This window comes from Collinsella sp. AF25-2LB, from assembly GCF_003458415.1.
Classification (GTDB): Bacteria; Actinomycetota; Coriobacteriia; order Coriobacteriales; family Coriobacteriaceae; genus Collinsella.
Genome location: NZ_QRUF01000001.1, coordinates 60,142 through 86,989, shown reverse-complemented (window position 1 = coordinate 86,989; position 26,848 = coordinate 60,142). Strand labels below are relative to the sequence as shown.

Sequence of the window (26,848 nt, the reverse complement as noted above, 5' to 3'; positions counted from 1 at the left end):
ACAGATACAAAAAGGCCGCAACCCACACGGGCCACGACCTTGGAACATGACAAAGAAATCGCCCTTTGTCGCACGGGTTTATGCGCTTGCTTCGGCCACGCTCTTCGAGGTTTCGGGTGAATCAGCTCCGTCCCCCGTCGTCTGCCCCTTCGCCGGCACCACGCCAAAGCAGTAGCTCAGCGCCCCAGACACCGCAAATGCCACACCGCCGGCAGCACAGCACCACAGCAGGTTCGAGATGCCGCCCGTGGCAAAGCCAATGACCATGAGGACATTCGTCATGCCGATGGTATAGGCCGTAACGTGGCCCACGGCCGCAACAAGGCCTCCGACGGCACCGCCAATGGCCATGCACGTCAGACACCTGCCATATTTAAAGCCGCATCCGTACAGCGCTGGCTCGCTTACGCCGCCAAGAATACCCGAGATTGAATAGCCCAGCATGAGCGCCTTCTCGTCCTTATCCGCAACGCGGAGCGACGCGCCAAAGGGCATACCCCAAACGGCGAACGTTGCCATCGTCGCGGCGATCAGGATGCACGAATCCGTTCCCACACTCATAAACTGCGCATAGGCGAGCGATAGGACAACGTTGCTGACACCCGCGATCTTAAGAAACTCCCAGCCCGCGGCAAGCCCCATGAGCGTGAGCAGCGACACGATGCCACCGGAATTGCCAAGCATAAACATAAGCTGTCCCAACAGCATGCCCAGATAGCTGCCTGCCGGCGCCGTAACACACAGCGACACCGGAACCATGACAAGCATGGTTGCAAACGGTACAAAAGAAAACGCCACAGCCTGAGGGATAGTGCGCTTAAAGAAACGCTCCACCTGCCATAGCACGGGCACCGAGATGAGAACCGGAATAACAGTCGTCGTGTAATCGTTGACCGGCGCGGGAAGTAGACCATACACGAAAGTCATCGATGCCCCCGTCGTCGATGCGGCATCAACGAGCTTAAGCAGATCGGGCACAATCAATACGCCGCCCAGCATCATGCCCAGCTGCTCCGAGCAACCGAGCTGGCGGGCAGCGGCCCAACCAAGATAGATGGGCAAAAAGTAATAGCCAGCGTTATACAGCCAGCTGTAAAACAGGCGATAGATTTCGGAATCGGCAGGCCATAGACCAAGCATGCCTTCGCCCATAATGACGGCAACGGTGCGGAACAGCGCCGCGCAGACAATAAACGGCAACGCCGACATCATGCTTTTGGACAGATAGTCCACCACGGCCATGGCGTTTGATGAAACCGTCGTTGTAAACGAGGTGTTAGAAACTTGTGACATGGAACGCCTTTCCCAATGTGACATGCGGACTGTCCCTTTGTCACATCGTGCGGTACTGACCGATTGCGCGGTACTTTTCGTAGCGGAGGTTTGTGAGGGTCGCGTCGTCGAGCTGCCCAAGCGTATCGAAGGCATCAAATGCCGAGGACATGACGACACCGGCGATCTCCTCATGCGACAGGCCCCTATCGTCAACAATGCCGTCGATGATGCCGAGCGCCAACAGATCGGGGGCCGTGAGCTTAAGCGCCTCAGCGGCCTCATTCGCGCGCTCGGTATCCTTCCACAGGATCGACGCACAGGCCTCGGGGCTCACGACCGAATAGGCCGAGCTCGAGAGCATCAGGATGCGGTCGGCCACGGACAGCGCCAGCGCGCCACCAGAGCCGCCCTCGCCTGTCACCACCGAGACAATCGGCGTCTTAAGGCCGCTCATCTCCATGAGATTCCGGGCAATCGCCTCGCCCTGGCCGCGCTCCTCGGCACCGATGCCGCAAAACGCGCCCGAAGTATCAACCAGGCACAGAACCGGCCGACCAAATTTCTCGGCTTGGTGCATCAGGCGACGTGCCTTGCGGTAGCCCTCGGGATGTGCCATACCAAAGTTGCGACGCATGCGCTCTTTGGTCGTGGTACCGCGCTCGATGGCGATAACCGTCACGGGTCGCCCGTCTTTCCAGCCGATGCCGCCCACCACGGCAGCATCGTCGCCAAAGTAGCGGTCGCCGTGCAGCTCTACGAATCCGTCGAGACCCAACGAGATCATCTCGCCTGCCGTGGCGCGGTTCGCCGAGCGAGTCTGTTTGACGATTTCGAGCGCGCTTTTTGGTGCGGCCGAGCGCTTAAACAAGTGTCCCAGCTTTTTGTCGCGACGACCCGTATGCACGATCTCATGCGGTGCCCCCAGGCCGGGCGCGTGCCCTTCGTGCAGCGCCAGCAGCTCGCCTACCGTGAGCGCAATCTCACCACGCGGAACAACGGCATCGCAAAAGCCGTGCTCCAGCAAAAACTCGGAACGCTGGAATCCCTTGGGCAGACGCTTGTGCATGTTCTGCTCGATCACGCGCGGGCCGGCAAATGCCGTCAGGGCATCGGGCTCGGCCAGGATAATGTCGCCCTCCATGGCAAAGCTCGCGGTTACACCTCCGGTCGTGGGATCGGTGAGCACCGTGATATACAGGCCGCCCGCCTCGCTGTGGCGCCTAACCGCCGCAGAAATCTTGGCCATCTGCATGAGCGAGGTCACGCCCTCCTGCATGCGGGCGCCGCCCGATACGGTAAAGCCAACGACCGGCAGCCCCAACTCGGCCGCGCGCTCAAAGACACGACAGATCTTCTCGCCCACCACGGAGCCCATCGAGCCCATCATAAAGTTGGCGTCCATAAAGAAGAGTGCCGTATCGCAACCGCAGATTTTGCCCCTGCCGCACACAACGGCATCGCGCTCGCCCGAACGCTCGAGCGCGCCCTTGAGCTTATCGGCATAGCCGGGAAACGAAAGGAAGTCCTCCGACGCCAGATTGGCATCCCATTCCTCAAACGTGCCCTCGTCGACCGTCATGCGCATGCGCGCGCGACCGCTCACGCGAAAGTGTTTGCCGCAACGAGGGCAGACCTCAAGGTTGTCGTGCAGGCGTGCCTCATCGATCACGCGGCGGCACTCCGGACACTTGATAAATACGTGGCGCGCGGGAAACTCGGCGCACGACTCGGTCATCGGCCCCTCGAGGACGTTGACCGTCTTCGCTTTTCTATTCATCAGCATAGAGATGCCCCATCAGATCGGTGTGGTACATGCCCGACAAGAACTCATCGTTTGCCAGCACGTCGAGCTGAAGCTCGCTGTTTTCGCTCACGCCCTCAATCACGAGCTCGCCCAGGGCCGAGCGCATCTTGCGAATGGCGCCGTCGCGCGTGGGCGCACACACGATGAGCTTGCCGAGCATGGAATCGTAGTACGGCGGGACTTTCGCACCGGTAAACATGGCGGAATCCCAGCGCACGCGCGGACCACCCGGCACACGCAACGCGGTGACCGTTCCGCATGACGGCAGAAAGTCCGGCGTTTCGGCATTGATGCGGCACTCCATGGCGTGGTTGCGGACCGGTACGTCCTCCTGCTCAAAGGGCAGGGGCTGGCCGGCCGCCACGCGCAGCTGCCACTTGACCAAGTCGGTATCGGTCACAAACTCCGTAACCGGATGCTCCACCTGCAAGCGCGTGTTCATTTCCATAAAGTAGAAATTGCCGTCGTCCGAATACAGGAACTCGATGGTACCGGCTCCTTCGTAGCCGACGGCACGAGCCAGGTCACGCGCTGCCTTGTGCATGCGAGCACGAATGTCGTCGTGTCCGTCGAGGCACGGCGCGGGGCTCTCCTCGATTAGCTTTTGGTTGCGGCGCTGCACCGAGCACTCACGCTCGCCGAGCGAAAACACATGGCCCTGCTTATCGGCCATAATCTGCACCTCAACGTGGTGCGCCGGCGCGACGAACTTCTCCATGTAGCACTCGCCGTCGCCAAAAACGGCTTCCCCCTCGGCACGCGCCTCGATGAACGCCTTTGCCGCATCTTCCACGCGCTCGACCTTGCGAATGCCGCGACCGCCACCACCTGCACGCGCCTTAATAAGCACGGGGCAGCCAATGCGCTCGGCCTCGGCCGTTGCCTCCTCGGGGCTTTTGAGCAAATCACAGCCCGGCACGATGGGCACGTCCGCCGCGGCAGCCGTTCGACGCGCGGCGTCCTTGTCGCCCATGCTGTCGATCACCTCGGCCGAAGGACCGACAAACGCCAGGCCATACTTGTCGCAGTCGCGCACGAAGCTCGCCTTCTCGGAAAAGAAGCCATAACCGGGATGAATTGCCTTAGCTCCCGACTTTACGGCACAGGTGAGCACGGCATCGTCGTTGAGGTAGCTCTCGGCAAGACGCGGGCCGCCGATGCAATACGCCTCGTCGGCAAGCTGCACGTGCAGCGCGTCCGCATCGGCCGTGGAGTAGACGGCGACGGTCTTGATGCCCATATCGCGGCACGCGCGGATAACACGGACCGCGACCTCGCCGCGGTTGGCGATGAGCACTTTGTCGAACATGAAGCCTTCCTTAACTTTCGTGCATGAGTGCAAAAGACATATCGGCGCGACAGCAAACCTCACCGTTGACGCTCGCAGTACCCGTCGCAAAGCGGAACGGCCCGCGCGCACGCGTGATGGAGCACACCAGATCTACCGTGTCGCCCGGGCGCACCGGACGCTTAAAGCGCACCTTGTCCAGACTCGTGTAGAACGGTGTCGCACCGCGAGCTTCCTCATCGCCCATCAGCAGCACGCAGCAGTTCTGGGCGAGCATCTCGCACTGAATCACGCCGGGGACGACCGGGTTTCCCGGAAAATGCCCCTGCAAAAAGTACTCGTCGCCCGTAATCGTGATCTTGCCGTGGGCCTCGTTGCCCACCAGCTCGGCTTCGTCGAGCAAAAGCATCGGCTCGCGATGCGGCAACAGTTTCTTGAGCTCTTCTTTGTTCATGGATATCACCTATCCGATCCTCATGAGGCAGCTGCCAAACTCCACGAGGTCGCCGTCGGCCACGCAGATCTCGAGTACCTCGCCATCCGCCTCTGCCGTCACCTCGTTGAGAACCTTCATGGCCTCGATGATGCAGAGGGTCTCGCCGGCCTTGACCTTGGAGCCCACGTGCACAAACGGCTCGTCGCCCGGCGCCGGGGCAGCATAGAAAACGCCGACCATGGGAGCGGTCACCTCGGTGCCCTTGGGCTCCGGTGCGGCGGCAGGCGCCTGCGCGGCGGGCTCCGGTGCGGCGGCAGGCATGGCGACAGGAGCCACCGCCGGAGCAGTCACGGCACCCGGCATAGGCATGGGCACGGCAACCGGCCGCGCGGCGCTCGCGCGCTCGAGTTCGACCGCGGTGCCATCGGGCTCCTCAACGCGCACGCGCGTGAGGCCGCGGTCCTCCATAACATCAGCTATCTCAGCAAGTCTTTTGGAATCCATGCTCTAGCTCCTTGCATATCTACGCAGCGCGATGGCGGCATTGTGTCCGCCAAAGCCCAGATTGGTCGAAAGCGCCCAGGTAAGGTCGGCGCGAACCGCGCGATTGGGCGTGTAGTCAAGATCGCAGGCGGGATCGGGCGTGTGGTAGTTAATGGTCGGCGGCACCACACCCTGCTCGAGCGCCATGGCACAGGCCATGACCTCGATGGCGCCCGTGGCACCGATCATGTGGCCGGTCATCGACTTGGTCGACGAGACATGTGCGGCGCGCGCCGCGTCCTCGCCGAGCGCTCGTTTGATGCCCGCAGTCTCGGACGAATCGTTGAGCTTGGTCGAGGTGCCGTGGGCGTTGATGTAGAGGCCCTCGGAAGGCTTAACGTCGCCCTCGGCCACCGCCAACGATATCGCACGGGCGATACCTGCCGCGTCCGGGTCGGGACTCGTGATGTGGTAGGCGTCATCGGTGTTGCCGTAGCCCACGACCTCGGCGTAAATGTGCGCACCGCGAGCCTGTGCGTGCTCCATACCCTCGAGCACGAGCACGCAGGCGCCCTCGCCCATCACAAAGCCGTCGCGGTCTGCATCGAACGGGCGACAAGCCGTCGCGGGATCGGGGTTGGTGGTCAATGCGCGGCAGGACGTAAAGCCCGCAACGGCATCGGGGATAATGGCGGCCTCGGCGCCGCCGGCCAGGATTGCATCGGCATAGCCGTGCTTGATGGCGCGGAACGCCTCACCCACCGCATGGGCCGAGGTTGCGCACGCGGTCACCACGGGCAGGGTCGGGCCCTTTGCCTTATGGCGAATCGCGATGTTGCCCGAAGCCATGTTGGGGATCATCATCGCGATCATGTAGGGCGATGCGCGACGAGGCCCGCGATCGGCAATCGTGTGGACGTTGTCGACAAGCGTCTGCATGCCGCCCACGCCCGAGCCCACGTAGACGCCCAAGCGCTCGCGATCGATGGCGCCTTCGACATCAAAGCCCGCATCGTGCATGGCCTCGTCCGACGCCGCCATCGCAAACTGAACACAGGGGTCGAGATGCTTGGCGTCATGCTTGCCAAAGTACTCATTGCCGTCAAAACCCTTGACCTCGGCCGCCACCTTGACGGCAAATGCATCGGTATCAAAGTGCGTGATCGGACCGATGCCGCACGTGCCGGCGCACATGGCCGCCCAGGTGGCAAGCGCGGTGTTGCCGAGCGGCGATACGGCACCGATGCCGGTGATTGCAACTCTCTGTTCCATCATGGTCTCCTCATCCAAGCTGTTGTGTGGCTCTGGTTTCTACATCGCCATTCCGCCGTCGACGCGTATGACTTCGCCCGTAATGTAAGCAGCCGCATCGCTCACTAAAAAGCGCACCACACCGGCCACCTCCTCGGGCTGCGCCATACGCTTAAGGGGAATCTGCTCCTCGGTTGCCGCACGCACCTTCTCCGAGAGCTTTGCCGTCATATCCGTCTCGACAAACCCGGGGGCGACCGCGTTCACTCGTACGCCGCGGGGCGCAAGCTCGCGCGCCACCGCCTTGGTCAGGCCGATCACGCCCGCCTTGGAGGCAGCGTAGTTGGCTTGCCCGGCATTGCCAATCAGGCCCACGACCGAGCTCATGTTGACGACGCAGCCGCCGCGCTGGCGCATAAAGGTCTTGGTGAGCGCGCGCGTCGCATTGAACGTGCCCTTGAGATTGACATCGAGCACGCGGTCGAAGGCATCGTCGCCCATGCGCACGAGCAGGCCATCGCGGGTGATACCGGCGTTGTTGACGAGCGCCCAAATCGAACCAAAGTCGTTGAGCACGGCCTCAATGCACGCATTGACGGCATCGGGGTCGGCCACATCGCATTGATACGCGCGAGCTGTGGCACCAGCGGCCTCGCAGGCTTCGCACGTCTCGCGCGCCGCATCGACGCTACCGGCATAGACGACGGCGATATCAAAGCCGTCCTCCGCCAGGCCAACCGCACAAGCGCGGCCGATACCACGCGAGCCGCCCGTGACCAGTGCCACGCGACGTAAGTCGTTGCGCTCGAGCGTGCCGTTGTTCAAATTGCCCATGTCATTCCTTTCGGGTTACAGCCCTGTGGACTATGCGAGCTCGTCGGCAATAGCTGCGACCTGCTCGGCTGTTTCGCACGAATACACGCAAACGTCGCTCAGCGTACGCTTGACCAGGCCGGACAGCGTTTTGCCAGGGCCAACCTCAATAAACGTGTCGATGCCCTGATCCTGCAGAGTATGCAGCGTGTCGACCCAGCGCACGGCATGACTCACCTGGTTGGCCAAGACATCCGATGCCGCTCGCGGATCCGCCGGATAGGGCGCCGCCGTCATGTTTGCCATGACCGGAATCAGCAGCGGAGACGGCGCGTGGCCGGCTTGGATATACGTCGCCAGCCCCTCAGTCGCCTCGGTCATATAGGGACTATGGAATGCACCCGACACCGCGACTTTCATAGCGCGGCCGCCAGCCCCTTTTACTAGGACGTCGAGCTCCTGCAGCGCCTCGGGCGCTCCGGCAACAACCGTCTGCTGCGGGCTGTTGTAGTTGACCGGCCAGCAGTCCTCGCCGGCCTGTTTTGCCAGATTCTCGACTTGCTCCGCATCGAGCTTGATGACGGCGCGCATACCGCCCGGATGGCGCTCGGCAGCCGCGGCCATCAGCGCCGCGCGCTCGCACACGAGCTCAAAGCCCGCTCGCGTATCGAATGCCCCCGCAAAGGTGAGCGCGGCGACCTCGCCCAGCGAGAATCCCGCACAGGCGGCAGGCACCACGCCGCGCTCACGCAGAGCGGTAGCCGCTGCCAGGTCGTGAACGAACACGCACGGCTGCGTGTTCTCGGTCTGCGAGAGCTCCTCCTTGGAGGCGCTCCGGCACTGCTCGCTGGTCCCCGGGCGCACCTCGTCGACAATGGCGAACACCTCGGCGGCCGCCGGCGATGCCTCGATCAGGTCGACGCCCATCGCGGGGTGTTGGGCACCCTGGCCAGCAAACAGAAACGCTACGCTACCCATGCGGACGCACCCTTCAGGACGCGCTCGGCGCCATCGATCAGGTCGTCAACGATTTCACGTGCGCTCTGGCGCTCGTTGACCATGCCGGCAATCTGTCCACACAAAAACGAACCCTCTTCGTAATTGCCGTCCTTGGCGGCCTTGCGAAGGGCGCCCGTGCCCATGGCCCCGAGTTCCTCGACACTTACGCCCGCCGCCTCGCTCTTGGCGTAGGCGTTGGTAAAGGGGCTCTTGAGGGCGCGCACCGGGTGTCCCGTCGAGCGGCCGGTCGCACGCGTCGAGGTGTCGTTGGCCTTCAAGACCATCTCCTTGTACTGCTCCGATACGGTGCACTCGTCTGCGATCAGAAAGCGCGTACCCACCTGCACGCCGGCGGCGCCCAGCATAAAGGCGGCCGCCACGCCGCGGCCGTCGGCAATACCGCCAGCGGCCACAACGGGAATGTCGACCGCATCGACGACCTGCGGCACCAGTGCCATCGTCGAGGTCTCGCCAATATGGCCGCCCGATTCGGTACCCTCGGCAACAACCGCCGTGGCTCCACGACGTGCCACGAGGCGCGCCAGCGCCACCGAGGCAACGACCGGGACGACCTTGATGCCCGCCTCGTTCCACGCCTTCATGTACTTGGCGGGATTGCCGGCGCCCGTCACGACGACCGGCACTCGCTCGTCAATCACGACCTGCGCGACCTCGTCGGCAAACGGGCTCATGAGCATGACGTTGACGCCAAAGGGCTTATCCGTCTTGGCGCGCAGCTCATGAATCTGGTCGCGAAGCCAGTTGGCGTCGGCGTTCATGGCCGCGATGATGCCTAAGCCACCCGCCTCGGACACTGCGGACGCCAGCGAGGCATCGGCAATCCAGGCCATACCGCCCTGGAACACGGGCTTTTCGATGCCGAGCAGATCGCAGAGAGGAGTCTTGAGCATCTCTACTTCTCCAATGCCGCCTCGACCGTATCGGCGAACTCGCCGACCGTCTTGGGGTTCTCCTCGGTATCGAGCTGGATGCCAAACTCGTCCTCGACGGCGACGAGGATCTCGACGGTGCCCAGGCTGTCGAGACCAATCTCCTCGAGCGTGGACTCGGGCTTCATCTCGACATCGTCAAGACCGGCGGTCTCGCGGATAACGTCGCAAACGCGCTCGAAGGTCTTCTGATCTGCCATGGTAGTTCTCCTTTGGTTGTGCCCTAGGGCGTTTTTATTTCCTATGTGCGACTACTTCCAACGAAGCAGATAGCCACCTATATCCAGACCGGCGCCAAATCCAACCAAGGCGATGGTGTCGCCTGTGTGAAGTGCACCGGCGTTTGCCAGCCGGTCGAGGGCAAGCGGAATGCATGCGCTCGAAATGTTGCCGATCTCGCGCAGCGTTCGAACCACGCGCTCGTCTGGCACGCCGAGGCGCTTGACCGCCTGACTCAGGATTCGTTCGTTAGCCTGATGGAATACAAAATGGTCGATGTCTTCGACCGAAATGCCCGCATCGCCCGCAAGCTTATGGACCGTGTCGCAGATGGCGTTGACGCCGAACTTGAACACGCGGCGGCCATTCATGGACAGCACGCTCTCGCTATCTGCAGAGGCCTTAAACGGCGAGGTGCCGACCAGACCGGGTACGCGCAACGTCTCGACGTCGGGCGCCGTCGAAAGCTCAACGGCAAGGGGGTTGTCTCCCCCAGCTCCAATCACTGCGGCGCCTGCCCCATCGCCAAAGAGCACGCAGGTGGCGCGGTCGGTCCAGTCGAGCGTGCGCGTCATCTGCTCGGCAGCAACGACAAGCACGCGCTCGGCACGGCCGCGGGCGATATAGCCCTCGGCGACATCGAGCGCAAACACGAAGCCGGCACAAGCCGCCGAGACATCGAAGGCAGGGCACGTCGCGCCCAGACGCTCGGCTACGGCACACGCCTCGGCGGGAACAAGGTGGTCACCCGTTGTCGTCGAGCAGACGATTAGATCCAGCTGGCTCGCGTCGATTCCGGACACCTGGAGTGCCCGCTCGCTCGCCGCTACGGCAAGGTCGTCGAGTGACTCGGTGGTGCAGACGTGGCGGCTCTTGATACCGGTGCGGGTAAAAATCCACTCATCCGAGGTATCGAGGAACTCAGATAGCTCGTCATTGGAAACACTGCGCTCAGGAAGCGCCGAGCCTGTTCCAAGAATCGTGAAACCCATCACTAACCTCCTTTGAGTTGTTGACGTGTTTACATCGACCAAGAGAGGATAGCGCATTTTAGTCGTTGTTGACGTGTTAACATTAAATTGTCCAAATGCGACAAAGGCTTCACATTGTGTCTATCTCTCGACACCATTGCGCGATTGCCTTATTAACTTAGGAGGTAGCAGCTGTTATGGATTCTCGTTTAACGATAGTCGACGTAACCGGATCGACCAACGATGACCTGCTCGAAGCAGGAAAACAGGGAGAGCCGCACGGCACGGGACTTGCCGCCCGGACTCAGACGGCAGGACGCGGCCGGCGCGGCCACAAGTGGGATTCAACCGCCGGCAACCTATTGCTTTCGATTGTCCTGCGTCCATGCGTTAATCCTGCAAAGTACTCTGGTCTTGCCGCCATCAGCGGCTTAGCGGTGCTCGAGGCGCTCGAAAAGCAGGGTCTTGCAAACGAGATTGGCCTCAAATGGCCCAACGACCTGGTCGCGCGAGGACGCAAGCTCGGCGGCATTCTGGTCGAGGCCGCACGCGATAACGAAGGCAAACCTTTCGCCGTCTGCGGCATTGGCGTCAACGTAAACTACACGCCCCAAGAGGTGCCCGATGGCGGCCTGGCGGCAATTGGCCTCTCGGATCTCAACGAGAACGTTCCCGCCGTCGACATGCTCCTCGATGAGGTCTATCACGCAGTTATAGACGCTGTAGATGCCTGGGCAGAGCGCCTCACCGCCAAGGAAGAAGACGCCGGTCCGCTCGCGCCCGTCCACGATGAATATATCGCTCACCTCAATTGGATCGGGGAGCACGTTATCGCCCGCTCCCCCGCTGGGGACGAGCTGGCGCGTGGCATCTTTCAAACGGTCGATGGCTTTGGTCGCGCGTGCATCGAAACGGAAGACGGCTTTCGATCCTTCCATTTTGAGGAGGCATCGCTGCGTCCCTTGAGCGAATAGGGCGCCGCAACCACCTACTCGGCAGCATTACCCCACAGTCCAAACCATCATTCAAAACAAAAGGGCCCCGCTGCCGTAGCGGCAGCGGGGCCCTTTGAGCTATGAGCGATATCGCTTAGAGCTTGATGTCGATGTCGACGCCAGCGGGGAGGTCGAGACGCATGAGCGAATCAACGGTGCCCGAGGTGGGGTCGAGGATGTCGATGAGGCGCTTGTGGGTGCGCATCTCGAACTGCTCACGGGAGTCCTTGTTCACGTGCGGCGAGCGGATAACCGTGTACAGGTTGCGCTCGGTGGGCAGGGGGACAGGACCGGAAACGCGAGCGCCGGTCTTCTGAGCGGTCTCGACGATGAGCTTCGCGGACTGATCGACGACCTCGTGATCATAGCCCTTGAGGCGAATGCGGATCTTCTGGGTAGCCAACTTAAACCTCCAAAGAGTGCGAGAGATGTTCTCGCGGATTACGTAACAGGGAGCTCGAACTTAGGCGTTCTTGCTCATGACCTCGTCCACGATGGACTTGGGCGCGGGCTCATAAGAGTCGAACTGCATCGTGTAGGATGCACGGCCCTGGGTCTGGGAGCGAAGGTCGGTAGCGTAACCGAACATCTCGCCCAGCGGCACCTTGGCACGGATGAGCTTGCTGTTCTTGCGATCCTCCATGCCCTCGATCTTGCCGCGGCGACCGGAGAGGTTGCCCATAACGTCGCCCATGTACTGCTCAGGGGTCTCGACCTCGACAGCCATGATCGGCTCGAGCAGCTGCGGATCGGACTTCTTGAGGGCGTCCTTGATAGCCATGGAACCGGCGATCTTGAAGGCGGCCTCGGAGGAGTCGACCTCGTGGTAAGAACCGTCGAACAGGGTGACCTTAACGTCGAGGACCGGGAAGCCGGCGATAACACCGGTGTTCAGGGCCTCCTGGATGCCCTTGTCGATGGACGGGATGTACTCCTTGGGCACGACGCCGCCGACGATAGCGTTGACGAACTCGTAGCCGAAGCCCTCCTCCATCTTCTCGAGCTTGATGACGGCGTGGCCGTACTGACCGCGACCGCCGGACTGACGGACGAACTTGCCCTCAGCCTTCTCGACGTCGTGACCAGCGGTCTCGCGGTAGGCAACCTGGGGCTTACCAACGTTAGCGTCAACCTTGAACTCGCGGAGCAGACGGTCGACGATGATCTCGAGGTGCAGCTCGCCCATGCCGGCGATGATGGTCTGGCCGGTCTCGTGGTTGGTGGACACCTGGAAGGTCGGGTCCTCTTCGGCGAGCTTGGTCAGAGCCAGGGACATCTTGTCCTGCTCGGCCTTGGTCTTGGGCTCGATGGCAACGTCGATAACGGGCTTAGCGAACTCGATCTTCTCGAGGACGATCTCCTTGCCCTCGGCGCACAGGGTGTCACCGGTGGTGGAGTTCTTGAAGCCGACGCAAGCGACGATGTCGCCAGCGGCAGCGTCGTCACGGTCGATACGCTCGGCAGCGTTCATCTCGAGGATGCGGCCGAGGCGCTCGCGCTGACCGTTGGAAGCGTTGACCACGTAGGAGCCGGACTCGGCGCGGCCGGAGTAAACGCGGACATAGGTGAGCTTACCGACGAACGGGTCGGTCATGATCTTGAAGACCAGGCCGGAGAAGGGCTCGTCGAAGGAAGGATGACGCTGAATCTCCTCGCCGGTGTCCGGATCGGTACCGGTGACGGCCTCGACGTCGAGCGGGCTGGGCAGGTAGTCGACGACAGCGTCGAGCAGCTCCTGAACGCCCTTGTTCTTGTAGGCGGAACCCACGAAGACGAGGTTGAGCTCGTTGGCCAGAACGCCCTTGCGCAGAGCAGCCTTGAGCTCCTCGACGGTGAAGTCCTCCTCCATGAGAATCTTCTCCATGAGCTCGTCGTCAAAGCTGGCAGCAGCGTCGAGGAGCTCCTCGCGCTTGGTGGCAGCGATGTCGGCAAACTCAGCCGGGATCTCGTCCATCGGCTCGGGGTAGGTCATGCCCTTCTCGTCGGCCTTGAAGTCCCATGCAGTCATGGTGACCAGGTCGATGACGCCCCAGAAGTTGTCCTCGGCGCCCATCGGGACCTGAGCGGCCACGGCGTTAGCGTCGAGACGATCCTTCATGGTCTCGATAGCGTTGAAGAAGTCAGCGCCCACGCGGTCATACTTGTTGATGAAGGCGATGCGGGGGACGTTGAAGGTAGAAGCCTGACGCCAAACGGTCTCAGACTGGGGCTGAACGCCGGCAACGGCGTCGAAGACGGCGACAGCGCCATCGAGGACGCGCAGGCAGCGCTCGACCTCGGCGGTGAAGTCAACGTGGCCCGGGGTGTCGATGATCTGGATGCGGTAGTCCTTACCGTCCTTGTTCCAGAAGCACGTGGTAGCAGCGGAGGTAATGGTTACGCCGCGCTCCTGCTCCTGAACCATCCAGTCCATGGTGGCAGCGCCCTCATGGACCTCACCGATCTTGTGGGTCTTACCGGTGTAGTAAAGAATACGCTCGGTCGTGGTGGTCTTACCGGCATCGATGTGGGCCATGATGCCGATGTTACGGGTATCGGAAAGCTTGTACTTAGGCTTAGCCATGTTAGTTCCTTACCTTAACTTACCAACGATAGTGAGAGAACGCGCGGTTGGCCTCGGCCATCTTGAAGACGTCCTCACGCTTCTTGACGGAAGCGCCCAGGCCGTTGGAAGCGTCGAGGATCTCGTTGGCGAGACGCTCGGCCATGGTCTTCTCCTTGCGAGCGCGGGAGAAGTTGACGATCCAGCGGATGCCCAGAGCGGTGGAACGACGGGAGTTGACCTCCATCGGGACCTGATAGGTAGCGCCACCGACACGCTTGGGCTTAACCTCGAGCGTGGGCTTGACGTTGTCCATAGCCTTCTTGAAGGTAGCGAGAGCGTCGCCACCCTCGGACTTCTCGGCAACGATCTCGAAAGCGGTGTAAACGATGCGCTCAGCGGTGGCCTTCTTGCCGTCAAGAAGGACCTTGTTGATGAGCTGAGTCACCAGGCGGTTGTTGTAAACGGCGTCAGGCTGAACCTCACGACGATTAGCTGCTGCACGACGCGGCATGTGAAATCTCCTTAAGTGTCTACCGTGCGGCGCTTAGGCGGCACACGGCGAAAGTATCAAAACGTTATCTGGCTTATTTGGCCTTGGGGCGCTTAGCACCGTACTTGGAACGGGCCTGCATACGGTTCTGGACCGGAGCAGCGTCGTAGGCGCCACGGATGACGTGATAACGGACACCAGGGAGGTCACGGACACGACCGCCGCGGACGAGCACGATGGAGTGCTCCTGCAGGTTGTGGCCCTCACCCGGGATGTAAGCAGTAACTTCGATGCCGTTGACAAGGCGAACACGGGCAACCTTACGAAGAGCCGAGTTCGGCTTCTTGGGGCTCGTGGTGAAGACGCGGGTGCACACGCCGCGCTTCTGGGAGTTGTGCTGCAGAGCAGCGTTCTTGGACTTCTTGGGCACGGAACGACGGCCCTGGCGAACCAGCTGGTTAATAGTAGGCAAAGCGTACTCCTTCTCGAATGATTCCAGCTTTCTGTAAAGTGCAACGGCTTGAATCGAGGGGTCAGCATCCCCCTACGAAACACGCAGTTCGATAGGATACGTGGCGTTAGCTGTGCCGTCAACAGACCACGCCGCCGGGCGTATCCAAAAATTGGTACATTTCCGCAAAGCCTACACAAAAGGAATCCCCTCCTGTGCGCTTGGGAGGATTCCCGGACCGGGCGGCCCAGGTTTTAAGTTTGCTGCTCTACAGTCCTGCGCAAGACGGAAAGCACATTAAGTGCTTTCCTTTGCGTGCGGAACTCGCGACAAACTTAAAACCTGGGCCGCCCGGTCCGGGAATCCGACGTGCTCGTTGGGGCAACGCCACCTGCCAAAAAGGGACAGGTTTATTTTGGTCGGTTTTATCTGGGGAAACGTCGCGCTCCGGCGGTGATCTGCTTTCGTCTTTCGCATGGAAATCGGCGGCGTTTTCGGAAGTATATCGCTCGGTCTAACCGTCCATTTAATGCAAAATGGGCCGCCTCCCCTAGTAGGAAGCGGCCCCAAATCTTACGAATAGATGATGGTAAAGGGTACTTCTGTTTCGGTCTCTCCTGTTGATGTGTATCTCGTGCCCTCAAGCGTTACTGAGACCACTTGATCGACATTGATCAGTTTTGTCGGCACCCAAATGTTCTCTCCGCTATTGCGTGCCATCGAAACATAGAAATTGTACGCCCCTGCGTCGTCATCTTCGATAATCTGCTCCGATCCATCCTTGTAGCTGACGGTCAGTTTATGATCAACTGCTTCATAGCCCAGATCATCGATGTGCGTCTGGATGGAAAACGGGCTAATCTCGAGAGGCGAGTCATCAGAGCGGAGTTCCTTTGTATCGACGTGCGCTCCGACGTTAAACTCTGGCGTCGATACCTCGATCACCTTCGCATCCTCACCTTTGCCCTCCGTCCAGCTGATATTCCAGGTGACCGCATGTCCCAAATCTCGCTCGCGATTCCACGAGGCAAAGTACATCGTGCCATTAATGACCGTGTCGCTTGATGTGTCCTTATCAATTGTGCAGCGTGTGTCAGCCCATTCCTCGCCGAAGTTCATGCTGGGTGTACCGATGCCTTGTTCTTCTTCACCATAGAGAACAAGTTCGCCTGTCTCTGCTGCCGGCTTGTAGTAGTTAACGCCATTTGGATTGGACAACGTAAACGTCACGGCTCCGCAGCCGTTTTGGTCAATAGCCATCTCATGGATATCAAGCGTATAGCCGTTACCCTCGACGGACAGATTAACCTCCTGGACTGCACCCTCCAGGCTTTGGGGCGCGATGCCATCACCAAACTCTCTGGTGTAGGTATATTTAGTTCCCGATGAGCCTCCGTTGGTCCAGGTAATGGAATCCCCATTGCCGTGGTTTCCCCAGGCTGAGGCAAAATAGCTGGAATTGACAACGGCGTAGGCGACCCCTCCGGTCGCCAACACTCCGGCAAGACATCCGATTACGGCAACATACAGAGGTTTCGCGTGACCCTTTCGACGAAGCGGCTTTCCAGCCGCAGCATCAATAACACGGTCGGCAAGATCGCTATCGGCTTGGATGGACTCGAAGGCCTGCTTGATTTGATTGGATTTCACGGTCGCCCTCCTCTAGGATGAATTTGAGCTTCGATCGACCACGAGCTAAACGCGTTCGAGCGGTCGCGGCTGGCACATGCAGTAACTCGGCAATCTCTGAGGTCGAAAAGCCCAGATAGTAATAGAGCACGATGGGAACACGGAATCGCTCCGGAAGTCGCATAACGTCTGACAGGACCGCCTTGGACTCCTCCTGCGCCGTCGAAAGCGAATCGGCCAGGTTCTCAATATCCTCCACACGCCTCCATGGCTTTCGAAAGAGCGATTTGCATTCATTGATCGTGACCCGGATAAGCCAGCGGCGAAGATGCTCCCGACTTTCAAAGTGTCCATCGCTTTTGAGCAACTTAAGAAAGACGTCTTGTGCAACATCGTCGGCATCGGCGCGATCGCGCAGGTACGTCAATGCGATTCGAAACACGACATCCCGGTGATCTTCGACCGCCTGTCTAAAAGCTTGTTCTTCCATAATCACCTCCCGGTGATGCTGATATTTCTTGCTGAGGCCCTCACCATAGATACGCTTTGACCGAACGAAATGTTTCAAATTCAAGCAGGAATAACCTACCAAAAAAAACTCTGCCCCTTATTGGCAAGGGATCGACGGAACGCAACAGGTTGAGCATACGCAAGCGAGCGGCCCCCAGAGCGTACAAGGTGGCATGAAAAAGGCAGGGCATTGACCTTTTGGTCATGCCCTGCCTTTTGAATGACAGATTGTAGCTCTGGGGGCCGCGCAGCGACGGAGATCGCCGCCGTTCGTTAGAACGGCGGAACTAGTTACTCCTCGTCGTTGTCCTTGGCCTCTTCGGCGTCGTCGGTGTCCACGAGCTGGTTGAGCAGCTCGTCGAGGGACGCCATGTCCTCGTTGATGGCACCGTTGGCGGGAGCCTTCTTGTCGTCGATCGGAGCGCCCAGGAGCTCCTCGTCGGCGTCGGCGTGATGCGTCGGCGCGGCAGAGGTGCCCAGCAGGATGTCGTCCGGACCGTCGGGGCTAAAGACCATCTGCAGCAGCTGCGAGAGGTCTTCCTCGTCGGCAACGTCGTCGTTGTTCTCGAGGATGTAGAGCAGGTCGTGGGCCTCGAGGCCGTCACGGAGCTCCTCGATCGCCTTGGCACCGATGCCATCGATGCGCAGCAGATCTTCCTCGGACTTGCCGACCAGGTCGCCGACCGTCTCGATGCCGACCTCGCTGAACTTGTTGGTCCAGCGCTGCGACACGCCCAGGTCGTCGAACAGGTACAGGCGAGCCTTCTCGGCGGAGATGGTGTGGCCGTTGCGGGTGAACGAACCGTCAGCACCACCGAACTCGTCGTAGCCGGCCCAGTCGAGCTGCTGCGGGAGCTGCTCGTCCAGGTCCTTGAGCTCCACAGGAGCCCACTCGGGCAGCGACTTGGCGTTGGGCGAAGCCGGGCCGTCGATGTCCACGTAGCCGTCGGCCGTACGATACGTCAGCTTGGCGTTGGCGTACGGCTTGAGGCCGGTACCGGCCGGGATCTTCTTACCGACGATGACGTTGGACTTAAGGTCGAGCAGGTGGTCGACCTTGCCCTCGATGGCAGCCTCGGTAAGGACGCCGGCGGTACGGATGAACGAAGCGCTCGACAGCCAGGAGTCGATGTTGGACGCGACCTTGAGCGTACCCAGGATGACGGGCTCGGCCACAGGAGCCTGACCGCCCAGACGGGCAACGCGCTCGACCTCGTCGGCGAACTCGTAGCGGTCGACGTACTGACCAAGCAGGTACTTGGAGTCACCGGGGTTGGTGATCTGAACGCGACGCAGCATCTGACGTGCGAGCACCTCGATGTGCTTGTCGTTCAGGTCGACGCCCTGGCTGGTGTAGACGTCCTTGACGCTCTCGACGAAGGTGTGCATCGTCGACTCGATGTCAGTCAGCTTGCGCAGGTTGCGGAAGTTGACGAAGCCCTTGGTGATCTGGTCGCCGGCGCGAACCTCGCAGCCGTCCTCGATCTCGGGCATAAAGCGAACCGAAGCGGGGACGCGACGCTCGTCGAGGACACGGGTGTGGTCCTCGGAGTCGGTGAGCGTCAGCACGTACTCGGACTTCTCGGGCTTAATCGAGAGGTGGCCGGAGTACGGAGCCAGCTCGGCCTCGCGACCCAGAATCTTCTCGTTGACGTTGCCGACGATATCGAACATACGGCTGACCGTAGGCAGACCCTGCGTAATATCGTCGACGCCAGCGACGCCGCCGGAGTGAATGGTACGCATCGTAAGCTGCGTACCGGGCTCGCCGATGGACTGGGCGGCAATAATGCCGACCGCGGTACCGATGGCGACCGGACGACGGGTGGAAAGATCCCAGCCGTAGCACTTCTGGCACACGCCGTACTTGGAGCGGCAAGTGAGCAGCGCGCGGAGCTTGACCTTCTTAAGGCCGGCATCGACCATCTTCTGAATGTCGGCAACCTTCTCGATGTAGCCGTCCTGCTCAAAGAGCACGGTGCCATCGGGAGCCACGACGTCCTCGATGAAGCAACGGCCGACGAGGTCGGTGTTGAGGTCGGTGGTGCCGGGGATGATGAGGTTGTAGGTGACGCCCTCGTGCGTGCCGCAGTCCTCCTCGCGGACGATGACGTCCTGGGCCACGTCGACCAGACGACGGGTCAGGTAACCAGAGTCCGAGGTGTGGGATGCGGTATCGACCAGGCCCTTACGGGCGCCGTAGGTCGAAATGAAGTACTCGAGCGGCAGCAAGCCCTCGCGGAAGTTCGCCTTAATGGGAAGGTCGATCGTCTCGCCGGACATGTCTGCCATCAGGCCACGCATGCCGCCGAGCTGACGCAGCTGGGTCTTAGAACCACGGGCGCCGGAGTCGGCCATCATGTACAGCGGGTTCTCCTCGTCGAACATGTCGAGCATGAGCGCTGCGACCTTGTCGGTACAAGCGGTCCACTCGTTAACGACTTCGATGTGGCGCTCCGTCTCGTTGATGAAGCCCTCCTCGAAGTACTCGTTGATCTGGTCGACGTTGGCCTGGGCGCGGTCGAGCAGCTCCTGCTTCTCGGCAGGGATGAGAGCGTCCCACACCGAGATGGTGAGGCCGGCGCGGGTAGCGTAGTGGAAGCCGGAGTACTTGATGGCGTCGAGGATCGGGCCGACCTTGGCCTCGGGGTAACGATCACAGCAGTCCGCAACCAGCTTGGCCACATCGCCCTTGACCATCTTGTAGTTCATGAACTCGTAGTCTTCGGGCAGGCACTGGCGGTTGAAGATGATGCGGCCGATAGAGGTCTCGAAGCGCGCGGTCTTATTGCCGGTGACATCGTAGTCGACAAACTCGTTCTTGCCGTTCTTGACGCGGAAGATACGGGTGCCGTCCTCATTGATGACGTTGGCATCGGCAGCGGACACGCGGACCTGGATCTTGGCCTGCATGTCGACCTCGGAGCGGCAGTCATAGGCGTGCAGCGCGTCGTCGAAGCTCGAGAACACGTGGTTCTCGCCCGGCAGACCCTCGCGGACCTGGGTCAGGTAGTACACACCGATGATCATGTCCTGCGAAGGGATGTTGACCGGCTTGCCGGATGCCGGCGAGCGCAGGTTGTTCGCAGAGAGCATGAGCACGCGGGCCTCGGCCTGAGCCTGGCTGGACAGCGGCACGTGGACAGACATCTGGTCGCCGTCGAAGTCGGCGTTGAAGGGCGAGCAGACCAGCGGGTGCAGGTGGATAGCCTTGCCCTCGACCAGCACCGGCTCAAAGGCCTGGATGGACAGACGGTGCAGGGTCGGTGCACGGTTGAGCAGCACGACGCGGCCGTCGATGACCTCTTCGAGGATATCCCACACAAAGGTGGCACCGCGGTCGATAGCGCGCTTGGCGCCCTTGATGTTCTCGACCTTGCCGAGCTCGACCAGGCGCTTCATAACGAAGGGCTTGAAGAGCTCCAGCGCCATGGTCTTGGGCAGACCGCACTGGTGCAGCAGCAGCTTGGGGTCGGTAACGATAACCGAACGGCCGGAGTAGTCGACACGCTTACCCAGCAGGTTCTGACGGAAACGACCCTGCTTGCCCTTGAGGGCCTCGGCGAGCGACTTGAGCGGGCGACCGCCACGGCCAGAGACCGGGCGACCACGACGGCCGTTGTCGAACAGGGCGTCCACGGACTCCTGGAGCATGCGCTTCTCGTTGTTCACGATAATCGCAGGGGCATCCAGGTCGAGCAGGCGCTTGAGTCGGTTGTTACGGTTGATCACGCGACGATACAGGTCGTTGAGGTCGGACGCGGCGAAGCGGCCGCCATCGAGCTGGACCATCGGGCGCAGATCGGGCGGAATGACCGGGATGACGTCCAGGATCATGTTTGCGGGGCTGTTGCCGCCCTTCAGGAAGGCGTCAACGACCTCGAGGCGCTTGACGGCCTTCTCGCGCTTCTGCTTCTGGGAATCCTCGTCGGCGATGATGGCCTTGAGCTTCTCGGCCTCGGAGGGGAGGTCGATAGCAGCGAGCAGGTCGCGGACAGCCTCGGCACCCATACCACCCTTGAAGTACATGGAGTAGTAACGGGTCATCTCACGGAACAGCGGCTCATCGGAGATGAGGTCGCGCTCGGTGAGCTTCATGAAGGCGTTGAAGGCGTCCGTGCGGAGCTGCTTCTCGTCCTTGCACTCTTCCTCGATGTCGACGATGCCAGAGGCGATCTCCTCGGGGGTCAGCGGCTCCTCGTCGGAGAACTCGTCAAAGTTCTCGGGGTCGCCCTGCTCCTTGAGGGACTCGATCTGACGGGCGCACTCGGCATCGATCTCTTCCAGATCGGCGGCGAGCTCCTCGCGCAGGTCGTCGGCGTCGGCCTCGCGGGCCTCATAGTCAACCTCGGTGATGATGTAGCTGGCAAAGTACAGAACCTTCTCGAGGTCCTTGGACTTGATGTCGAGCATACGGCTCATCGGGAAGCTCGTGGGGCTCTTGAAGTACCAGATGTGGGACACGGGAGCGGCGAGCTCGATATGGCCCATGCGGTCGCGACGCACCTTGGCCGAGGTAACCTCGACGCCGCAGCGCTCGCAGACGATACCCTTAAAGCGGATGCCCTTGTACTTGCCACAGGAGCACTCCCAGTCCTTGGCGGGACCGAAGATCTTCTCGCAGAACAGGCCGTCCTTCTCGGGCTTGAGGGTACGGTAATTGATGGTCTCCGGCTTCTTGACCTCACCGTGCGACCAGGAACGGATCTGGTCGGCGGAGGCAAGGGAGATCTTTACCGAGTCAAAATCAGTAGCTTCGAAATCTGCCACAGTCAACTACTCCTTATCAGTGGTCGTGGCGGCGACAGCCTCGGGTGCCTCGACGGTCTCGGCATCCTCGGCCTCGACGTCGGCGTCAACGCCGGCGAGCGCAGCCAGGTCGTCGAGAGCAGAGGTCTCCTCGGCGGTCACAGGGGCGGAGGCGTCCTCGTCAGCATCGTGCATGGGCTCGATGTCCAGCGCGAGGGAACGGATCTCCTTGACGAGAACCTTGAAGGACTCGGGGATACCCGGAACAGGAACGTTCTCGCCCTTGACGATGGACTCGTAGGTCTTGACGCGGCCCACGGTATCGTCGGACTTGACGGTCAGAATCTCCTGCAGGACGTTGGAAGCACCGTATGCGTACAGTGCCCAAACTTCCATCTCGCCGAAGCGCTGGCCGCCGAACTGGGCCTTGCCGCCCAGAGGCTGCTGGGTAACCAAGCTGTAAGGGCCGGTCGAACGGGCGTGGATCTTGTCGTCGACCATGTGGCCGAGCTTGAGGATGTAGGACGTACCCACGGTAATGGGCTCGCGGAACTCCTCGCCGGTGCGGCCGTCGAACAGGCGGGTCTTGCCGCGCTCGTCAAGCTGGGTGACGAACTCGGGACGCATGTGATCGCCAAAGGCAGCGGTGGCCTTGTTGAGCATGTTCTTGTTGGCACGACGAATGACCTCGGCGATCTCGTCCTCCTTGGCGCCGTCGAAGACGGGCGTCGCGGTGAAGAACGGACCGGGGACGTACTTGTCGGAGTCGGCCTTCTCGGTATCCCAACCGCAGGCAGCGGCCCAGCCAAGGTGGCACTCGAGCAGCTGGCCGACGTTCATACGCGAGGGAACGCCCAGCGGGTTGAGGATAACGTCGATCGGGGTACCGTCAGCCATGTAGGGCATGTCCTCGACCGGCAGAACGTTACAGATAACACCCTTGTTGCCGTGGCGGCCGGCGATCTTATCGCCCTGCTGGATCTTACGACGCTGGGCGACGTAGACGCGCACCTGCTCGTTGACGCCGGGGGCCAGATCGTCGCCGTTCTCGCGGCTAAAGCGGACGACGTCGATGACGCGACCGTAAGCGCCGTGAGGCATCTTAAGGGAGGTGTCGCGGACGTCGTGGGCCTTGGCACCGAAGATGGCGCGCAGCAGGCGCTCCTCGGCGGTCAGAGCGCTCTCGCCCTTAGGCGTGACCTTGCCGACCAGGATGTCGCCAGGGCCGACCTCGGCGCCGATGCGGATAATGCCGTCCTCGTCGAGGTTGGCAAGCATATCCTCAGAGAGGTTCGGGATCTCGCGGGTGATCTCCTCGGGGCCGAGCTTGGTGTCGCGGGCATCGATCTCGTGACGGGTGATGTTGATGGTCGTCAGCAGGTCCTCGGCCACCAGACGCTCGGACACGACGATACCGTCCTCGTAGTTGAAGCCTTCCCACGGCATGTATGCCACGGTGAGGTTCTGACCCAGTGCGAGCTCGCCATGATCGGTCGAAGGACCGTCAGCCAGGGGCTCGCCCTGCTCAACGGTGTCACCGACGCGCACGAGCGGACGGTGGTTGATGCAGGTGGACTGGTTGGAGCGCTGGTACTTGGCCAGGTGATACTCGTCCATGCCGCCGGCATGCTTGACGATGATCTTGGCAGCGTCGGCAAAGATGACCTCGCCGGCGTTCTTGGCCAGGGTGACCTCGCCGGAGTCCAGAGCGGCGCGACGCTCCATGCCGGTACCGACATAGGGAGCGGCAGGGTGAACCAGCGGCACGGCCTGGCGCTGCATGTTAGCGCCCATCAGCGTACGCTTGGCGTCGTCGTGCTCGAGGAACGGGATCAGCGTGGCTGCGACGGAGAGCATCTGACGCGGCGAGACGTCCATGTAGTCGACGTCCTCGACAGGCACGTCGGCGGGAGCGCCGAAGGAGCCGTCGAAGTCGCGGGTACGGGCGATCACGGTGTGCGGGCGGACAAGCTTGCCCTCGGCATCGGTCGTGATGAACTCGTTGGTCTTGGGATCGAGCGGCGTGTTGGCCGGCGCGATGACGTGCTTCTCTTCCTCGTCAGCGGTCATCCAGTCGATCTGGTCGGTGGCAACGCCGTTCTCGACGCGACGGAACGGAGCCTCGATGAAGCCGTACTCGTTGACGCGGGCGTAGAGAGCGAGCGAGCCGATCAGGCCGATGTTGGGGCCTTCGGGGGTCTCGATCGGGCACATGCGGCTGTAGTGCGAGTTGTGAACGTCGCGGACGGCCGTCGGCACGTTGGTGCGGCGGCTGGAGCCGGACTTGTGGCCGGCAAGACCGCCAGGGCCGAGTGCGGACAGACGGCGCTTGTGGGTCAGACCGGTCAGGGGGTTCGCCTGGTCCATGAACTGCGAGAGCTGCGAGGAACCGAAGAACTCCTTGATGGAGGCCACGATCGGACGGATGTTGATGAGCGACTGCGGGGTAATCTCGTCGATGTCCTGGGAGCTCATGCGCTCACGGACGACGCGCTCCATACGGCTCATGCCGATACGGAACTGGTTGGCGACGAGCTCGCCGACGGTGCGGATGCGGCGGTTGCCAAAGTGGTCGATGTCGTCGACCTTGAAGCCCTGCTCGCCGGCAGCGAGGGACAGCAGGTAGCGCAGCGTCGCGACGATATCCTCGTCGGTGAGCACCGTGACCTCTTCCTCGGTGGTGAGGTTGAGCTTCTTGTTGACCTTGTAACGACCGACGCGGGCCAGATCGTAGCGCTGCGGGTTAAAGAGCAGGCCCTCGAGCAGGCTGCGGGAAGCGTCCACGGTGGGAGGCTCGCCCGGGCGCAGGCGACGGTAGATCTCGATAAGGGCATCCTCGCGGGTGAGGGCGGTGTCGCGCTCCAGGGTGCGCTTGATCACATCGGAGTTGCCGAGCAGCTCGATGATGTCGTCGTTGGTGACGGCGATGCCAAGGGCGCGCAGGAACATCGTGGCGCTCTGCTTACGCTTACGGTCGATGGAGACCATGAGCTGATCGCGCTTGTCGACCTCAAACTCGAGCCAGGCACCGCGGGACGGGATGATCTGGGCCTTGTAGATCTGCTTGCCCGAATCCATCTCGGAGCTGTAGTACACACCCGGGGAACGGACGAGCTGCGAAACGACGATACGCTCGGTACCGTTGATGATGAAGGTGCCCTGATCGGTCATCATGGGGAAGTCGCCCATAAAGACGAGCTGCTCCTTGATCTCGCCGGTCTCCTTGTTGGTGAGACGGACGTCGGTCAGAAGCGGAGCCTGATAGGTCATATCCTTCTCGCGGCACTCCTCGACGGTGTGCGCGGGGTCGCCGAACTGATGCTCGCCGAAGGTAACCTCGAGAACATGGTTCTGACTCTGGATGGGGCTGGATTCCTTGAACGCCTCACGAAGGCCCTCGTCCTTAAAACGCTCAAAGGATTCCCTTTGAACAGAGATAAGGTTGGGGAGCTCCATGGCCTCCGGGATTTTCCCGAAGCTGACGCGCTTGCGCTCAGTGGCAGTGTATGCGTAGGTCACCAGGTTTTTCCTCCTTCACGGAAATGCTCGGTGGGTTGGCGAGGCATAGCTTCGCCAGTTATCGCAACCTAATAGTTTATCAGGTACCGACCGTTGGGCAAGAAAAGCCTTGACGCGATTGAGTTTTTGGAGTAGCAAAGTTTTTCGGCAGAAAACACGCAGGTAGATGTATGTGTATCGAACATCTGTTCATATATTTTCTGTGAACAGAGAGCCAGCAATCGCAGCTCTTATAAAAAACGGGTGCAGACCGAAGTCCGCACCCGTAAATGTCGATGCCCGAAGGCTTATTTGCGCATCAAGCCGCCGCGCTCGTCGATGGCGTCCCAGAAGGCGCTGGCAAAGCGAGGATCGCTTGCGGCCATGAGGGCGTTGGTGGCCATCCAGCCAGACGGGGTGCCGGTGTCGTAGCCCGAGAGCGGGTCGATGACGACAGCGTACATGGCCTCGCGATCGAGCGAGCGGGCCATGGCGTCGGTGAGCTGGATCTCGCCGCCCTTGCCGGCCTGCTGATCGGCGAGCAGGTCCATGACCAGCGGGCTCAGCAGATAACGGCCGACAATGTACAGGTTGGACGGAGCCGCCTCGGGAGCGGGCTTCTCGACCAGACCGCCGATGCGCCAGACAGCGCCCGGCTCTGCATCGGCAACGTCCTCGGCGCCCTCGAGCGAACCGACGCGCTCGCCGGCGATAACGCCGTAGCGGCTGACTTCCTCGGGCGAGCAAGCAGCGACGGCGATAACCGAAGCTCCACCGTGCTCCTTGGAAACGGCGAGCATCTTGTCGCAGATGTCGCGATTAGGCACAACGTAGTCGCCCAGAAGAACCAGGAAGTTCTCCCCTGCCACGGCGTCGGCAGCAGAGCGGATAGCATGGCCGAGGCCCTTGGGCTCGTACTGATAACGGAAGTCGACCGGCATACCGCCCGCATGGGCGACGGCGTCGGCGTAGGCGTCCTTACCGCGCTCGCGCAGCAGATTCTCGAGCGAGCGATCGGGCTGGAAGTAGCTCAGCAGCTCGGGCTTACCGGGAGAGGTAACGATGATGGCGTCATCGACCTCCTCGGGGTCGAGCGCCTCCTCGACGACATACTGAATGACCGGCTTGTCGAGCACCGGCAGCATCTCTTTGGGCGTGCACTTGGTGCCAGGCAGAAAACGCGTGCCAAGACCGGCGGCGGGGATGATTGCCTTCATGTTATTCAAGGATCCTTTCGCAGGCGCAGAATGCGCCCTGTGCGTGCGGCACGGCGGCCGCAGACCAAATTGCGATACCGAAGTATCTTACCGCCGGAGACATACGTCGCCGTAAGGCAAACGCAATTCTTCAGCAGGTCAACGCAAATTATTGCTCGAATGGTGCAATTTTACGCCCCAGCGGTAACGGGAATGGCACGGCGAAGACAACGATGCTCTGCGTGCCGAGCAATGGGAATGAGGAGCCAAAAACAAAAAAGACGGGGCTCGCATAG

21 protein-coding genes are annotated in these 26,848 nt (G+C 61.3%); 1 reads left to right on the top strand and 20 read right to left on the bottom strand.

What is annotated here, in order from left to right; translation table 11 throughout:
• Positions 1–78: 78 nt before the first annotated feature.
• From DWY51_RS00410 to DWY51_RS00360, 11 genes are read right to left on the bottom strand one after another with little or no spacing between them, the layout of a single operon-like run.
• Positions 79–1,293 (bottom strand): PTS fructose transporter subunit IIB, encoded by a 1,215-nt coding sequence (locus tag DWY51_RS00410; RefSeq protein ID WP_117769371.1) that lies wholly within the window; start codon positions 1,291–1,293, stop codon positions 79–81.
• A 40-nt stretch (positions 1,294–1,333) separates the two neighbouring features.
• Positions 1,334–3,058, bottom strand: a complete 1,725-nt coding sequence (gene accD, locus DWY51_RS00405; RefSeq protein ID WP_117769369.1) for an acetyl-CoA carboxylase, carboxyltransferase subunit beta — start codon at positions 3,056–3,058, stop codon at positions 1,334–1,336.
• Entirely contained in the window at positions 3,045–4,388 is a 1,344-nt protein-coding gene (locus tag DWY51_RS00400; protein WP_117769367.1) for an acetyl/propionyl/methylcrotonyl-CoA carboxylase subunit alpha, read from the bottom strand. Before DWY51_RS00400 ends, accD begins: the two co-directional genes overlap by 14 nt.
• Before the next feature lie 10 nt (positions 4,389–4,398).
• Positions 4,399–4,821, bottom strand: coding sequence for a 3-hydroxyacyl-ACP dehydratase FabZ (fabZ, locus tag DWY51_RS00395; RefSeq protein WP_117769365.1), 423 nt, complete (start codon positions 4,819–4,821; stop codon positions 4,399–4,401).
• A 9-nt stretch (positions 4,822–4,830) separates the two neighbouring features.
• Positions 4,831–5,307: an acetyl-CoA carboxylase biotin carboxyl carrier protein gene (accB, locus tag DWY51_RS00390; protein WP_117769363.1), complete on the bottom strand. Its 477-nt coding sequence runs from the start codon at positions 5,305–5,307 to the stop codon at positions 4,831–4,833.
• A gap of 3 nt (positions 5,308–5,310) precedes the next feature.
• Entirely contained in the window at positions 5,311–6,558 is a 1,248-nt protein-coding gene (gene fabF / locus DWY51_RS00385; protein WP_117769361.1) for a beta-ketoacyl-ACP synthase II, read from the bottom strand.
• A 39-nt stretch (positions 6,559–6,597) separates the two neighbouring features.
• Complete coding sequence (gene fabG / locus DWY51_RS00380) at positions 6,598–7,371, bottom strand: 3-oxoacyl-[acyl-carrier-protein] reductase (protein WP_117769359.1); 774 nt, start codon at positions 7,369–7,371, stop codon at positions 6,598–6,600.
• 30 nt (positions 7,372–7,401) lie between these two features.
• The gene (locus tag DWY51_RS00375; protein WP_117769357.1) at positions 7,402–8,328 is read right to left on the bottom strand and encodes an ACP S-malonyltransferase; all 927 of its coding nucleotides are present in this window, start codon (positions 8,326–8,328) and stop codon (positions 7,402–7,404) included.
• Complete coding sequence (gene fabK, locus DWY51_RS00370; protein ID WP_117769355.1) at positions 8,316–9,260, bottom strand: enoyl-[acyl-carrier-protein] reductase FabK; 945 nt, start codon at positions 9,258–9,260, stop codon at positions 8,316–8,318. Before fabK ends, DWY51_RS00375 begins: the two co-directional genes overlap by 13 nt.
• Positions 9,261–9,262: 2 nt before the next feature.
• On the bottom strand, positions 9,263–9,499 hold the full coding sequence (locus DWY51_RS00365; protein ID WP_006235019.1) for an acyl carrier protein: 237 nt from the start codon (positions 9,497–9,499) through the stop codon (positions 9,263–9,265).
• A 51-nt stretch (positions 9,500–9,550) separates the two neighbouring features.
• Positions 9,551–10,510 (bottom strand): 3-oxoacyl-ACP synthase III family protein, encoded by a 960-nt coding sequence (locus tag DWY51_RS00360; RefSeq protein WP_117769353.1) that lies wholly within the window; start codon positions 10,508–10,510, stop codon positions 9,551–9,553.
• 176 nt (positions 10,511–10,686) lie between these two features.
• Here DWY51_RS00360 and DWY51_RS00355 point away from each other — a divergent pair, with 176 nt between their 5' ends.
• A complete protein-coding gene (locus DWY51_RS00355) occupies positions 10,687–11,463 on the top strand; it encodes a biotin--[acetyl-CoA-carboxylase] ligase (protein ID WP_117769351.1) in 777 nt (258 codons plus the stop codon).
• Between the two features lie 115 nt (positions 11,464–11,578).
• Here DWY51_RS00355 and rpsJ read toward each other — a convergent pair whose 3' ends face one another.
• The 9 genes from rpsJ to DWY51_RS00310 form a co-directional block, all read right to left on the bottom strand.
• Complete coding sequence (gene rpsJ, locus DWY51_RS00350) at positions 11,579–11,887, bottom strand: 30S ribosomal protein S10 (RefSeq protein WP_022094184.1); 309 nt, start codon at positions 11,885–11,887, stop codon at positions 11,579–11,581.
• Positions 11,888–11,947: 60 nt separating this feature from the next.
• A complete protein-coding gene (gene fusA, locus DWY51_RS00345) occupies positions 11,948–14,047 on the bottom strand; it encodes an elongation factor G (RefSeq protein WP_022094183.1) in 2,100 nt (699 codons plus the stop codon).
• A gap of 19 nt (positions 14,048–14,066) precedes the next feature.
• Positions 14,067–14,540, bottom strand: coding sequence for a 30S ribosomal protein S7 (gene rpsG / locus DWY51_RS00340; protein WP_006235013.1), 474 nt, complete (start codon positions 14,538–14,540; stop codon positions 14,067–14,069).
• A gap of 73 nt (positions 14,541–14,613) precedes the next feature.
• On the bottom strand, positions 14,614–14,991 hold the full coding sequence (gene rpsL, locus DWY51_RS00335) for a 30S ribosomal protein S12 (RefSeq protein WP_006235012.1): 378 nt from the start codon (positions 14,989–14,991) through the stop codon (positions 14,614–14,616).
• Positions 14,992–15,543: 552 nt separating this feature from the next.
• Positions 15,544–16,620 (bottom strand): DUF4179 domain-containing protein, encoded by a 1,077-nt coding sequence (locus tag DWY51_RS00330; protein WP_117769349.1) that lies wholly within the window; start codon positions 16,618–16,620, stop codon positions 15,544–15,546.
• Complete coding sequence (locus DWY51_RS00325) at positions 16,571–17,089, bottom strand: RNA polymerase sigma factor (protein ID WP_117769553.1); 519 nt, start codon at positions 17,087–17,089, stop codon at positions 16,571–16,573. Before DWY51_RS00325 ends, DWY51_RS00330 begins: the two co-directional genes overlap by 50 nt.
• A gap of 311 nt (positions 17,090–17,400) precedes the next feature.
• Positions 17,401–21,879 (bottom strand): DNA-directed RNA polymerase subunit beta', encoded by a 4,479-nt coding sequence (locus DWY51_RS00320; protein ID WP_199411334.1) that lies wholly within the window; start codon positions 21,877–21,879, stop codon positions 17,401–17,403.
• A gap of 6 nt (positions 21,880–21,885) precedes the next feature.
• Positions 21,886–25,314, bottom strand: a complete 3,429-nt coding sequence (locus tag DWY51_RS00315; RefSeq protein ID WP_230318720.1) for a DNA-directed RNA polymerase subunit beta — start codon at positions 25,312–25,314, stop codon at positions 21,886–21,888.
• Between the two features lie 350 nt (positions 25,315–25,664).
• Entirely contained in the window at positions 25,665–26,573 is a 909-nt protein-coding gene (locus DWY51_RS00310) for a UTP--glucose-1-phosphate uridylyltransferase (RefSeq protein ID WP_099432078.1), read from the bottom strand.
• Positions 26,574–26,848: the final 275 nt, after the last annotated feature.

Bases quoted from the DNA above. Each gene is read 5' to 3' on its own strand.
- fusA (WP_022094183.1), bottom strand. From the start codon at position 14,047: ATGGCTAAGCCTAAGTACAAGCTTTCCGATACCCGTAACATCGGCATC.
- fabZ (WP_117769365.1), bottom strand. From the start codon at position 4,821: ATGAACAAAGAAGAGCTCAAGAAACTGTTGCCGCATCGCGAGCCGATG.
- DWY51_RS00315 (WP_230318720.1), bottom strand. From the start codon at position 25,314: ATGGAGCTCCCCAACCTTATCTCTGTTCAAAGGGAATCCTTTGAGCGT.
- DWY51_RS00360 (WP_117769353.1), bottom strand. From the start codon at position 10,510: ATGGGTTTCACGATTCTTGGAACAGGCTCGGCGCTTCCTGAGCGCAGT.
- DWY51_RS00400 (WP_117769367.1), bottom strand. From the start codon at position 4,388: ATGTTCGACAAAGTGCTCATCGCCAACCGCGGCGAGGTCGCGGTCCGT.
- DWY51_RS00375 (WP_117769357.1), bottom strand. From the start codon at position 8,328: ATGGGTAGCGTAGCGTTTCTGTTTGCTGGCCAGGGTGCCCAACACCCC.
- DWY51_RS00325 (WP_117769553.1), bottom strand. From the start codon at position 17,089: ATGGAAGAACAAGCTTTTAGACAGGCGGTCGAAGATCACCGGGATGTC.
- accB (WP_117769363.1), bottom strand. From the start codon at position 5,307: ATGGATTCCAAAAGACTTGCTGAGATAGCTGATGTTATGGAGGACCGC.
- DWY51_RS00310 (WP_099432078.1), bottom strand. From the start codon at position 26,573: ATGAAGGCAATCATCCCCGCCGCCGGTCTTGGCACGCGTTTTCTGCCT.
- DWY51_RS00410 (WP_117769371.1), bottom strand. From the start codon at position 1,293: ATGTCACAAGTTTCTAACACCTCGTTTACAACGACGGTTTCATCAAAC.
- fabK (WP_117769355.1), bottom strand. From the start codon at position 9,260: ATGCTCAAGACTCCTCTCTGCGATCTGCTCGGCATCGAAAAGCCCGTG.
- fabG (WP_117769359.1), bottom strand. From the start codon at position 7,371: ATGGGCAATTTGAACAACGGCACGCTCGAGCGCAACGACTTACGTCGC.
- fabF (WP_117769361.1), bottom strand. From the start codon at position 6,558: ATGGAACAGAGAGTTGCAATCACCGGCATCGGTGCCGTATCGCCGCTC.
- rpsG (WP_006235013.1), bottom strand. From the start codon at position 14,540: ATGCCGCGTCGTGCAGCAGCTAATCGTCGTGAGGTTCAGCCTGACGCC.
- accD (WP_117769369.1), bottom strand. From the start codon at position 3,058: ATGCTGATGAATAGAAAAGCGAAGACGGTCAACGTCCTCGAGGGGCCG.
- DWY51_RS00355 (WP_117769351.1), top strand. From the start codon at position 10,687: ATGGATTCTCGTTTAACGATAGTCGACGTAACCGGATCGACCAACGAT.
- DWY51_RS00365 (WP_006235019.1), bottom strand. From the start codon at position 9,499: ATGGCAGATCAGAAGACCTTCGAGCGCGTTTGCGACGTTATCCGCGAG.